We start from the raw sequence: 11,991 nt of genomic DNA on the forward strand, positions 1-11,991 counted from the left end.
TAAGATGGGAAATATGTATAAAAAGAAGGCGGGTAAATTAACCACCGCCTCCGCTTCCACCCTGTTGTTCTCCACCTCCACCTCCGCCTTGTCCTTGTCCACCTTGCTGCTGGCTCCCTTGCTTTTCCGCAGCTTTTAATAGGATTTCTTGGATTTTAGCTTGAAATAATGGAGAGTCAAATGTTTGTTGAATGGACTCTTCTAAATGCGCTTTAAATTGCTGACTTTTTAGTACATCTAGCATTTGCTTTTCCACTTCTGGATTTTTCATGAGGTCAATCATTTGTTTTTGATATTCGGGATCCTTTAGCAAGTCCTTCATCAATTTTTTATGACTATCCTCCATGGATTTAGCAAAGTCCTTTACAAACTTTGGATCCTTAAAAAGCTTTTCCCACATTTCTTTTCCTTTTTCAGAGGTTAATGCTTCATTGATTGATTTTTTAACAACCTCCGCATCCATGATAAGCTCCTGCTTCATTTTTTCATCGGCCATAATTTCTGCGAGTGCTTTTTTTCCTTCCTCTGTTTGTAATATATCAACAACCATTTTTTTTGTTGTATCGTATTCCCCTTCTTTCGCAGCTGGATTTTCTCCGCTACAAGCAGAAAGAAGCGTCATAATTACTATGCTAAACAGTATGAATCGTGATCTCGGAAACATAAGGAAATCCTCCTTCCTCCTTATGTTTAATATGGAACCGAAACGAAAAAATATGCACTTGTAGAGGAAAAAACAAGTTGTTCATGTTAAAATACGGGTGGTATGATTTGTGCATCATAAGCGGCAGGGGGAAATGAGATTGAATAGTCGAAAAGTAGTTACTTTATTTACGAGAACTTTGTTAATTGGGGGATTAGCAGGACTTATTACGAGTTTTTTTGTTAAAACCGATCAATACCTCGCTTATCTTAATCCACTTAATTTGAAAGAATTAGTTGGTGTGTTATTGTTTTCGCTTGGCTTAGGCTTGGTGTTTACGGTTGTAAGTCAAACAGGGTTTTTTGCTTATTTATTTATTCATCGGTTTGGTTTGGGACTTTTCCGTTCCTTTTGGCCAACCGTTCAAGTATTACTTATCCTGTTCGTGTTGTTTGATTTAGTTTATTTTCCATATACAGCAAGTGACGGGGATGGATCGCTTCTTCGTTATGTTCTTGTAGCGGCAGGCTTACTTATATATGGTGTAATTGTATCTTATATCAAAGCAAAGGAAACGAATAGCAGCGCCTTTATACCTGCCCTCTTTTTAATGGTTGTTATGACAACGATTGAGTGGGTGCCGGGTCTCCGTACAAGTGGAACCGATTATGCTTTGTTAATGATTGTCCCATTACTTGTTTCGAATACATATCAATTACTTGCTTTACACCGCCTTATTAAACAAGAGGACGGCAGATCTAAAAAGCCAGCTGTTGCCTTAAACAATAAAAAACAAGCAAGCTCAAAAACCTGATGGATCAATGATTCATCAGGTTTTTTTATGAAGTCAGATACATGTGAAAGCTTCCATTTAATCAACTATTTCTGCTTTTGCGTGGGCTTGATTGATCAACTCAGTAATTGTTACGAAGGACAATTTTTTATTTTTTAAACCTGGCAGAATCGTTTTTAAAGAATTAGCTGTCTGCTTAGCGGAATCAGAAGCATGCATCAGAATGATGTCACCATTTGAGGTGTTCTTCATAATGTGATCAATAATCTTCTGGGTACCGGGATTTTTCCAATCATGTGAATTGACATTCCAATGAATCACTTTAAAGCCAATTGATTCTGCGAGCTCTACAATCTCTTCGTTAAAATGGCCATTAGGTGTGCGTAGAAGCTCGACATTTTCGTAGCCAAGCTTTTTAAAGACCTCTTTTGTGTGCAATAAATCCTTTCGCACTTGCTCTATTTCCTGATCAAGATAGCTTTTATAGCGATAGCCCAACGTCCCTAGCTCATGTTTTCCTTTGACAATCATTTCAACAAGTTCTGGATGTCTTTCTGCCCATTCTCCACTAACAAAAAACGTCGCTTGCACTTGTTCTTTTTCCAACTGCTTTAATATCCCTTCTACACGTTCTTCTCCCCAGCTTATGTTAAAGGTAAGTGCAATATTTGGTTCTTTTTCATTCCCCTTTGCCAGAACATTTGGTTCCTCATTGGAAAACACCGATAGCGTTCCAGTTGTTTCCATCCAAATAAAAATGGCAGCAAGATGAGCAAATAGTATAAGGGTAAGGATTCGTGCTTTCTTACCGAATTTCCATACATAAAAATGCTGCATACGGTTCCCTCCTTTTGTATCAGGCTTGTCTTTTATTATATTTATGAGATAAAAGCGATATTATGAACAAGCTAATAAAAAACAAACGGGTTTATAAAGCAGTAAAAAAGGAAATAACAAATGAAAACTACTTCGACAAGTTTCGAGAAAATCAACTTCTGAATAAAATGATAAAGAATGGATAAATTAAGAAAACCAACCGACAAAATTCCACATTTTTCACGAATAACTGTGGTATGGTGTGAGGTGAGAAAATGTTAGGCTTGATTATTAACGAATTAGAGCAAAAAGAGATGCAATATTTAGTGAAACGTGAATTAGAAGAATTGCTCTTTGATTTAGAGGATCATCGCATTGACCCCATTGTAAAACAGTCTATGCGAGAACGATATCGGGTCCTTTTTCAGTTGTTAAGAAGAGTAGCCAGTCATGAAGAATGCTTGAAATATGTACCGAAGAAAACAAAAAACGAAGGATAATCGAAATAAGCGATTCATATGTATTGGCAAAATGTCAATGGATGAAGTTACATATGGAGATAGGCTAGCTTTCTGTTCAACCAAGAGCAGAAGGCTTTTTATATTGGAAAAACAAATGCATATGGTGTCAATTATTTTTAAGAAAAATGAGAAAAACTTTATACATGCTCTCATATAGATGTAATATAGTATAAATTCAAAAATATCTAACTAATTTGATTAATTTAAAAAGGAGGACGCATATGACTTCACCGCTCCTAGAGGTTCGCAATTTACATACACATTTTTTCACGAAGGCTGGAGTGGTAAAAGCAGTCGATGGTGTTGATTTTTCTATCAAGCCTGGGGAAACACTCGGTATTGTGGGAGAGTCAGGTTCTGGAAAAAGTATAACTGCTATGTCCATTCTTGGTCTTGTGCCCAATCCTCCTGGAGAAATTGTAGCAGGTGAGATTATCTTTAAAGGTGAAAATTTGCTGCACAAAAAAGAACAGGAAATGCGCCAAATTCGAGGAAAAGAAATTGCGATGGTGTTTCAGGACCCGATGACATCACTAAATCCAGTTTTTACTGTTGAAAAGCAAATGGTTGAAACCATTTTAGCGCATGAACGACTAACAAAAAAACAAGCAAAAGAACGTGCAGTGGAGTTGTTAACGCTAGTTGGTATTCCAGATGCAAGAAAGCGTCTTAAGACGTACCCACATGAATTTAGCGGGGGAATGCGGCAGCGCGTGATGATTGCAATGGCGTTATCTTGTAATCCATCGTTATTGATTGCGGATGAGCCAACAACTGCTTTAGATGTAACCATCCAGGCGCAAATTCTAGAGTTGTTTAAGCAAATGCAACAGGAACTCAATATGGCAATGATCATGATTACCCATGATCTCGGTGTTGTATCAGAGGTATGTGACAATGTCATGGTTATGTATGCGGGAAAGCCAACGGAATTTACGAGCACAAAGCAGTTGTTTGATAACGGCAAACACCCATATACGCAAGGGTTAATGCATTCCATACCGAAAATCACGCCAGAAAAGGAAAAGCTTGCGACAATAAAAGGCTCGCCCCCAGATTTACGAGCACTTCCAAAGGGATGTAGCTTTGCACCCCGATGCGCACATGCAATGGAAGCGTGCATAAAGACGGATCCAGTAATGACGAGGGTGGATGAAAATCATCGTGTTCGTTGTTTATTGTACGATCAATCAAAAAAGGCGGTAACGACATGAGTGCATTACTTGAAGTGAAAGATATAAAGAAACATTTTCCGATTAAAAATGATGCGGTTTTTTCGCGGGAAAAGCGTGTCTTAAAAGCGGTAGATGGGATTTCGTTTTCCGTTAAAAAAGGGGAGACGCTCGGTCTTGTTGGAGAAAGTGGCTGTGGGAAATCAACAGCAGGAAGAGTAATGCTCAAACTGTTAGAGCCAACGAGTGGAGAGATTTATTTTAAGGGTGAAAACATTACGAACTTTCGTGGGGAAAAGCTTCGCAAATTACGACGAGAAATGCAACTGATATTCCAGGATCCGTATGCATCGTTAAATCCAAGAAAGTCCATTGAGAAAATTATTTCAGAGCCGATGAAAATCTTTAATATTCCTCGAGAGGAACGGGAAAAACGCTTAGATTATTTGCTTGAGGTTGTTGGGCTTAGTGCATACCATAAGCAACGTTATCCACATGAATTTAGTGGGGGGCAACGCCAACGAATTGGAATCGCGCGTTCCTTGGCATTAGATCCTGAGCTTGTCATTTGTGATGAGCCGGTTTCTGCATTAGATGTTTCTATTCAAGCACAGGTAATTAATTTAATGGAGGATTTGCAGGCGGAATTTGATTTAACTTACGTATTTATCGCCCATGATCTTAGTGTCGTTCACCATATTAGTGATCGTGTTGCGGTGATGTATTTAGGGGAGCTAGTTGAAATTGGGGATGCGCAAGAAGTATATCGTGATCCAAAGCATCCATACACCCAAGCGTTACTTTCTGCTGTTCCTCAAGTAAATCCAAATGAGGAAAAGCAACGCATTATTTTAAAAGGGGATTTGCCTTCACCGCAAAACCCACCAAGCGGGTGTAAATTCCATACTCGTTGCCCATTTGCCGAAGAAATTTGCCGAACCTCCAAACCATCATTACGAAAAGCATCCGAAAACGGGGTAATGGCAGCATGTCATTTTGTCAAGGAGGTGGTCGAAGCTTAACAGCAAGCTGACCGTTATGCACATAAAGCAGAATCTAAAAAAGCAGGGGGAGAATTATGATTAAAAAGCAACGTTTATTATTTCTGTTCATTTTGTCAATAGCACTGTTTTTTATACTTGCAGCTTGTAACAAGGATACGCAATCAGAAAGCGAAGGAAGCGGAAATGCGGAAGGCGAAAACAAAGCTTCAGAAGGAGAAGCGAGTGGAGATAAGATTCTTGTTTTTGGCCGTGGAGCGGATTCGATTCAACTCGATCCTTCAAAAGTAACGGATGGAGAATCCATTTATGTTACAAACCAAATTTATGATACATTGGTACGCTATGAAGAAGAAAGCACAGAAGTAAAGCCTGCATTAGCAACCGAGTGGAAGGTTTCAGAAGATGGGAAAGTATGGACCTTTCAATTACGAGATGATGTAAAGTTCCATGATGGCAATGATTTTACAGCAGAAGATGTTGTCTTCAACTTTGAGCGTTGGACGACGTCAGCAGAATTTGTCTATTATGGCTATATGTTTGGGGCCTCTGAAGATAATATGAAAGGAATTATCGAAAAGGTGGAAGCAACAGGAGATTACGAAGTTACGTTCACTTTATCAGAACCGAATGCACCATTCCTCTATACGCTTGCGATGCCACCTTTTGGAATTGCGAGTTCAAAGGCTGTAGAAGAGCATGGAGAAGACTACTTTAAAAATCCAGTTGGAACTGGTCCATTTACATTTGAAGAATGGTTGCCAGATGACAAGATTACGTTAAAGAAAAACCCTGATTACTTTGGTGAACCAGCAAATGTCGATCAAGTTGTCTTTCGTGTAATTCCGGATAATGGTGCGCGCTTCATGGAGCTTCAGGCTGGTAGTATCGATTTAATGATGGGATTAAATCCACAGGATATTGCAACAGCTGAAGGAGATGATAATTTACAGATTATTCGTCGTCCTTCAATGAATGTATCGTATATGGCGATGAACACAGATAAGGAAGGCCCATTAGCGGATAAGCTTGTGCGACAAGCGGTTAATTTAGCGATCGATAAGGAACAGCTTATTTCACTTTATGAAGGGATTGGAAAGGCTGCTAAAAACCCAATTCCACCATCATTATGGGGCTTTAATGATGATGTAGAGGATTATGGATATGATGTGGAAGAGGCGAAAGCGTTATTAGCTGAAGCTGGTTATGCTGATGGCTTTGAAATCACATTGTACACGTTTGCAAATCCAAGACCATATATGCCACAGCCAAAAGTAACTGCTCAAGCAATCCAAGAAATGCTGAAGGAAGTCAATATTAAGGTAAAGATTGTTGAAAATGATTGGGATTCCCATTTAGATGCAACAGAGAATGGAAAGCATGATATGGCCTTCCTCGGTTGGACTGGTGATAATGGAGATCCAGATAACTTCATGTACGTATTATTGGATAAGGATAATGCGAAAATGGGGTCAGCAGGAAATATTGCTTTCTACAAGAGTGATGAAGTCCATGACCTATTGAAGGAAGCACAGGTTGAAATGGATCAAGAAAAGCGGACAGCGCTTTATATGAAGGCGCAAGAGATTATTCATGACGATGCGCCTTGGTTCCCAATCGCGCATACGACTCCACCACTGGCTGCAAAGAAAAGTATTGTGAATTATGTTCCGCATCCAACGGGAAGTGAACCTTTTAATTTGCTAGATATTCAAGAATAGACGATTATTCTAGGTTCGTTGATTAACGAAGGATGTAGTTTATGGAAGGCTCTTTCCTTGTCGGTCGATGATGAACGGGAAAGAGCCTTTTCCAATCATGCGAATAGGAAAGATTGAAGTGCGTGAACGGAGGGGTCACAAACATGGCAAAATATATTATCCGCAGATTAATGATGTTAATCCCTGTATTACTTGGCGTTTCCATCATTACATTTTCATTGATTCATCTTATTCCCGGTGATCCAGCAAGGAGTATGCTAGGGGAAAAAGCTTCCGAAACGCAGCTCGAGCTATTGCGGGAGGAGTTAGGCTTAAATGATCCATACATGGTTCAATACGGACGTTTTATGGGCAAGGTCCTTACGGGGGACTTAGGTGAATCAATTCAATCAAAAGAAGATATTTCCTATGAACTGATGCAAAAGCTACCAGCCACGATGGAATTAGCTGTTTTTGCAATGACCATTGCGATTGTAATTGGAATCTTAGCGGGGGTCATTGCCGCGGTAAAGCAATATTCCTGGTTTGATAACATTAGTATGACTGGGGCGCTTTTTGGGGTTTCGATGCCAATATTTTGGTTAGGGCTGATGATGATTTGGATTTTTTCAGTTACATTTAACATTTTACCTCCTTCTGGCAGGATTACGACTGGAGTGGAGCTAGATACGATTACGAACTTTTATTTATTAGATAGTATCCTAACCTGGAATTGGGTAGCGTTTAAAGATGTATTTTTACACTTGCTTATGCCAGGAATTGCACTGGCAACTATTCCGATGGCGATTATTGCAAGGATGACGAGGTCAAGTATGCTGGAAGTGATGCGACAAGATTATATTCGTACCGCAAATGCGAAAGGGCTAAAGCGTCATTTAATCATTTTTCAGCATGCATTAAAAAATGCATTTTTACCAGTATTGACTGTAATTGGGCTGCAATTTGGGTTATTGCTCGGAGGTGCAGTGCTTACAGAAACGATATTCTCTTGGCCTGGTGTAGGAAGGTACGTATTGCTTGCTGTACTTGGCAGAGATTATCCCATTGTTCAAGCAACCATTTTAATTATCGCTACCTTATTTGTATTAATTAATTTGATTACGGATATTTTATACAAATATTTCGATCCGCGTATCAAATTTAATTGATCAAGTTGAACAGGTTTTGTGCTTATCTTGAATGAAAGGAAGTGTCTTATGGCTATACAACCAAATCCTGTTACAGATCCGGGTATCGATGCTGTTGACAAGAATGTACAAATAAAAGGTCAACGGCTGTGGGTAGATGCGTTAACTCGAATTATTAAAAGTAAAACCTCCTTGATTGGATTATGTATTATTTTGTTGTTAATAATTACGGCTATTTTTGCTCCGATCATTGCTACACATAGTACGACAGATCAATCGATTGTGAATCGGTACCAGCCTCCATCCTCAGAACATATTTTAGGTACAGATGAACTTGGAAGAGATATTTTTAGTCGCATTGTATATGGAACACGAATCTCCATACAAATCGGAGTTATTTCGGTCGGTATTTCTTTAGTCATCGGTGTGTTACTCGGAGGACTTGCTGGTTACTTTGGTCGCTGGGTCGATCAAATTATTATGCGCATCATCGATATTATGATGGCATTTCCGAGTATTTTGTTAGCCATTGCACTGGTTGCTGTTCTTGGAAAAAGCTTAACAAATGCAATGATTGCAGTCGGGCTAGTGGGTATTCCTCAATTTGCTCGAATTGTTCGGGCAACGGTGTTATCGGTGAAGGAAACCGAGTATATTGAGGCAGCGCGATCGATAGGCGCAAAGCATCGCCGTATTTTGTTTCAACATGTACTGCCGAACAGTCTAGCACCAATTATCGTACAAGCAACCTTAGGGATAGGAACGGCAATTTTAGATGCGGCAGGCTTAAGCTTTCTAGGTCTTGGTGCACAGCCACCAACTCCAGAATGGGGGGCAATGCTAAGTGACGGACGAGCTGCATTACAAACTGCTCCATGGGTTGTAGCATTCCCAGGACTTGCTATATTTCTTGTTGTTCTAGGCTTTAACTTATTTGGAGATGGGTTGCGGGATGCGCTAGATCCGAGATTAAAGCGATGACTGATAAGGAAGCAGGTCTAATTTAAGTTAATTGAAAGGAAAGTATTTTGAATATTTTATATTTATAGTAAGATAAGGTAAAGCAATTGCTTTACCTTTTTTCTTGCTTCCAAGCTATTTTTTGAGGGGGAATCGAATGAAAAAATATATCCCTGCTACTATCTGTTTTTTCATTTTAATATTGTTTGTCATTGCGCCACAGCAGACGGCAACTAAAAGTAAACCATATGCTTCTTATCCGAATCTTCCTGCGCCAATTGGAGATCAAAAGCTATTAATTACGAGTGCTGGACAAGCAGTAGAAGCATCGATACTTTATTCCATTGCGGAACATCTTCACTTAGATGTGGATTACCGCCCGAGAGTACTTGCCTCAGATTTATATGATTACAATACGGTTGCTGTAGTGATTGGGTATAGTGCGAATGGGATGACTCAAGTAAATCGAACGTTCGAAGAAGAGGTTAATCGGATAAAAGCGATTGCGGAGGAAGTGGAAAACCAGGAAAATGCGTTGATTCTTGTTCATTTATCGGGAAATTATCGCAGTGATAGGAAGTCCTTGCAGTTGTTTGAACAATTAGTTCAGCGTGCAGATTATTATATTGGTATGAAAGAGAATAAATATGGCAGCAAAATCAAACATGCTTTAAAGCAATTTCGTGTACCAGCTACATTTGTAAGCGAGTTAGATGATATTCGTGTTCCGTTCAATTCGGCTTTTCGTTAAGCTTGTAACTTGAGATGGGCTAGCAAATACAAAAGATGCAACAGAATCCCTTTTCTGCTAGACGTAGGAGGTGGAAGAGTGAAAGCGAAGAAACATTATGTCGTCGGATTGCTAGGGCTTGGGATGTTAATTTATGGAGGAATGCTACCTTATTTTTTGGATCGTATGACGGCTTTTATGATCATACAAATAAATGAAAGCATTATCGATCGTGATAGCGGTCAGCTCCTTATTACATCTTTTATGTATGTTGCCAAGTATACGGTTATCTTCTTTTTTATTTATTTTGGTGCATTTCTATTTTCACGAGTGTTTTGTCAGCGTGTTGAAATGTTGCGTTATTTAGGGTGCTTTATCATCCTTACGACTAGTAGCATGTTTCTTTTTAATGGGCTACATCATGAGAATCTGACGTTCCAAACACATTTTCTTACACTTGGGCTGTTATTACTGCTCCAAGTCTATATACCGAAACAGAAGTACTACTATTTTATTTTCTCGATTATTTTACTGTTATTAATTATATCGATGCAATGGCTCCAGTTAATTCCTGCATTATCTAGCTTTGGATTTGGTCTGAATGATATGGCAGCAAGTATAAAAATGGCGGATGCATACTTTACCGACAATAGTCTATTCAATACGATTGCGACCATATTCTTTGCTGCATTTTTAGTAATTGCAATCATTTTTACATTATTAATCTTTTTACAGCGAAAGCAAATGGATACATTAAAGCGGTATGAACTGCAGGAAGAAGAGTTAAAGGAAACTAAAATCGCCCTTGTAGAATCCAAAGTATATGAAGAAATGACAACATTAGTTCACGACCTTAAAACCCCACTGGTTACAGTGGAGGGGTTAATTAGCTTAATTGAAATGCAAATGAAGACGTCTCCTGATGGGATGTGGAGGAATTATTTTAACCGTATTAATCAATCGGTGAATAAAATGAAAGATATGATCTCCGAAATCATGCATGAGAACACAAAAAAAGCGACACCTGTTTCTGAATTACTAGAATATGTAGTTAGCCATCTTAATTTAGATGACCAGGCTATTAAGTTAGAAGTTTTTATGGTGGAAAATGTACCAATTCTATATGTAAATAAAATTCGTTTTTCGCGAGCAATTGCGAACTTGTTAGAGAATGCGGTTTGCTCATTTACAGGAAGTGGAGGGTTTATTCGTATTAATGTGAAGCGGGATAAAGGACAAGTATTGATACAAATCGAAGATAACGGTTCGGGCATCCGTCAAGATGATTTGCAGCATATATGGAAGGATGGATTCAGTACTACCAATTCCACCGGTATCGGATTGTCTTTTGTAAAGCGAGTAATCGAGAATCACGGAGGGACCATTACGGTAAATAGTAGACCAAATCTATTGACGCAGATGAATATTAGAATGCCGGAGGAGGTCAGTGAATCTCAGGTATCAGTGTAATGAAAAGAAGTAAATGCTAAAAGGAGGGGGAAGAGATGACCTCAACAGTACTAGTCGTAGATGATAATTCGGATATTCGTTTTACATTAAGAGAAATTTGTCAGTATGCGAATTGGAATGTCTTGGAATGCTCGACTGGACGTAAAGCGGTGGAGCTTTTTCGGTTATACACACCAGACGTTGTGTTGGTGGACTACCATATGCCTGACTGGGATGGGATTCGGACGACGAAGGAAATTCGCAAATTAAATAGTGTCGTTCCGATTATTATTTTGACGGTTGATGAGCGTCAGGATATTGCAAACGCATTTTTAGCTGCCGGGGCTACCGATTTCGCTTTAAAACCAATTAAAGCTCCTGACTTAATCTCACGGATTCGAATTAATTTAAAGGTTGGCAAGCTAACCAAGCCACAGGAGAGTGCATTTGTTGAAAAAGGAATTAATGAAGCAACCTTGCGTTCGATTAAAAACTATTTACTTGATCAACAAACCCCTGTAACTATAAACACGATTCAAAATAACCTTCCTGTGTCCTACCAAACTGTTCACCGTTATTTGAACTATTTAGAGGCAGAGGGAGCTGTTAAGGTAATCCTTGAATATGGTAAAACAGGGCGACCTAAAAATAAATATAAACTAATGTAAATAGAGAATGCGTATAATTTAGTGGAGGAAGCTGTATAGTAAATGCAAAGGACCTTCAGTTGGTATGCACGTTAATAAAAAATCATAAAAATACGGTAAATAACATCTTGATTTGCCCTATTATTTATGGTATATTAATTTCTGTTGTCAGCTTAGCAAAACGGTTGTGAAAGGAATTAAATATTTTTCAAAAAAACAGTTGACAATCACTCGCAACCATGATAAATTATATCTTGTCGCAAAAAACGACAAAGTAAAAAATTGATCTTTGAAAACTGAACAAAACGACCAGTATGTCAAGAAAAACGGACCTCGTTTTTCAAAATAAAATCAGAAGCAAAGACTTCTGAACAAGCTAAGAAATTGAGATTGATTGGTGTCAATCTTACA

At 38.8% G+C, this 11,991-nt stretch carries 12 protein-coding genes; 10 read left to right on the plus strand and 2 right to left on the minus strand.

All coding sequences use genetic code 11. The features are described 5' to 3' along the window. Nucleotides 1-37: 37 nt before the first annotated feature. Nucleotides 38-664 (minus strand): spore germination lipoprotein GerD, encoded by a 627-nt coding sequence (gene gerD / locus QBK89_RS10840; RefSeq protein WP_284141067.1) that lies wholly within the window; start codon nucleotides 662-664, stop codon nucleotides 38-40. A gap of 139 nt (nucleotides 665-803) precedes the next feature. Between gerD and QBK89_RS10845 the strand changes: the two genes are divergently transcribed. Continuing rightward, nucleotides 804-1,457 carry a KinB-signaling pathway activation protein gene (locus QBK89_RS10845; RefSeq protein WP_284141068.1) on the plus strand — a complete coding sequence of 218 codons (654 nt, stop codon included), beginning with the start codon at nucleotides 804-806 and terminating at the stop codon, nucleotides 1,455-1,457. Nucleotides 1,458-1,514: 57 nt separating this feature from the next. Here QBK89_RS10845 and pdaB read toward each other — a convergent pair whose 3' ends face one another. Then, nucleotides 1,515-2,273 carry a polysaccharide deacetylase family sporulation protein PdaB gene (gene pdaB, locus QBK89_RS10850; protein ID WP_284141069.1) on the minus strand — a complete coding sequence of 253 codons (759 nt, stop codon included), beginning with the start codon at nucleotides 2,271-2,273 and terminating at the stop codon, nucleotides 1,515-1,517. 254 nt (nucleotides 2,274-2,527) lie between these two features. Here pdaB and QBK89_RS10855 point away from each other — a divergent pair, with 254 nt between their 5' ends. From QBK89_RS10855 to QBK89_RS10895, 9 genes are all read left to right on the plus strand, one after another. After that, complete coding sequence (locus QBK89_RS10855; protein ID WP_284141070.1) at nucleotides 2,528-2,752, plus strand: hypothetical protein; 225 nt, start codon at nucleotides 2,528-2,530, stop codon at nucleotides 2,750-2,752. Nucleotides 2,753-2,994: 242 nt separating this feature from the next. Then, nucleotides 2,995-3,987, plus strand: coding sequence for an ABC transporter ATP-binding protein (locus QBK89_RS10860; protein WP_284141071.1), 993 nt, complete (start codon nucleotides 2,995-2,997; stop codon nucleotides 3,985-3,987). Further along, on the plus strand, nucleotides 3,984-4,967 hold the full coding sequence (locus QBK89_RS10865) for an ABC transporter ATP-binding protein (RefSeq protein ID WP_284141072.1): 984 nt from the start codon (nucleotides 3,984-3,986) through the stop codon (nucleotides 4,965-4,967). Before QBK89_RS10860 ends, QBK89_RS10865 begins: the two co-directional genes overlap by 4 nt. A gap of 56 nt (nucleotides 4,968-5,023) precedes the next feature. Beyond that, nucleotides 5,024-6,667, plus strand: coding sequence for an ABC transporter substrate-binding protein (locus tag QBK89_RS10870; protein ID WP_284141073.1), 1,644 nt, complete (start codon nucleotides 5,024-5,026; stop codon nucleotides 6,665-6,667). 143 nt (nucleotides 6,668-6,810) lie between these two features. After that, nucleotides 6,811-7,815, plus strand: coding sequence for an ABC transporter permease (locus QBK89_RS10875; protein ID WP_284141074.1), 1,005 nt, complete (start codon nucleotides 6,811-6,813; stop codon nucleotides 7,813-7,815). Nucleotides 7,816-7,863: 48 nt separating this feature from the next. Next, the gene (gene nikC, locus QBK89_RS10880; protein ID WP_284141075.1) at nucleotides 7,864-8,775 is read left to right on the plus strand and encodes a nickel transporter permease; all 912 of its coding nucleotides are present in this window, start codon (nucleotides 7,864-7,866) and stop codon (nucleotides 8,773-8,775) included. A gap of 136 nt (nucleotides 8,776-8,911) precedes the next feature. After that, nucleotides 8,912-9,505 carry a DUF6305 family protein gene (locus QBK89_RS10885; protein ID WP_284141076.1) on the plus strand — a complete coding sequence of 198 codons (594 nt, stop codon included), beginning with the start codon at nucleotides 8,912-8,914 and terminating at the stop codon, nucleotides 9,503-9,505. 78 nt (nucleotides 9,506-9,583) lie between these two features. Then, the gene (locus QBK89_RS10890; protein ID WP_284141077.1) at nucleotides 9,584-10,954 is read left to right on the plus strand and encodes a sensor histidine kinase; all 1,371 of its coding nucleotides are present in this window, start codon (nucleotides 9,584-9,586) and stop codon (nucleotides 10,952-10,954) included. Between the two features lie 35 nt (nucleotides 10,955-10,989). Continuing rightward, the gene (locus QBK89_RS10895) at nucleotides 10,990-11,601 is read left to right on the plus strand and encodes a response regulator (RefSeq protein ID WP_284141078.1); all 612 of its coding nucleotides are present in this window, start codon (nucleotides 10,990-10,992) and stop codon (nucleotides 11,599-11,601) included. Nucleotides 11,602-11,991 lie beyond the last annotated feature (390 nt).

Source organism: Virgibacillus sp. LDC-1 (assembly GCF_030137545.1).
Taxonomy (GTDB): Bacteria; Bacillota; Bacilli; order Bacillales; family Amphibacillaceae; genus LDC-1.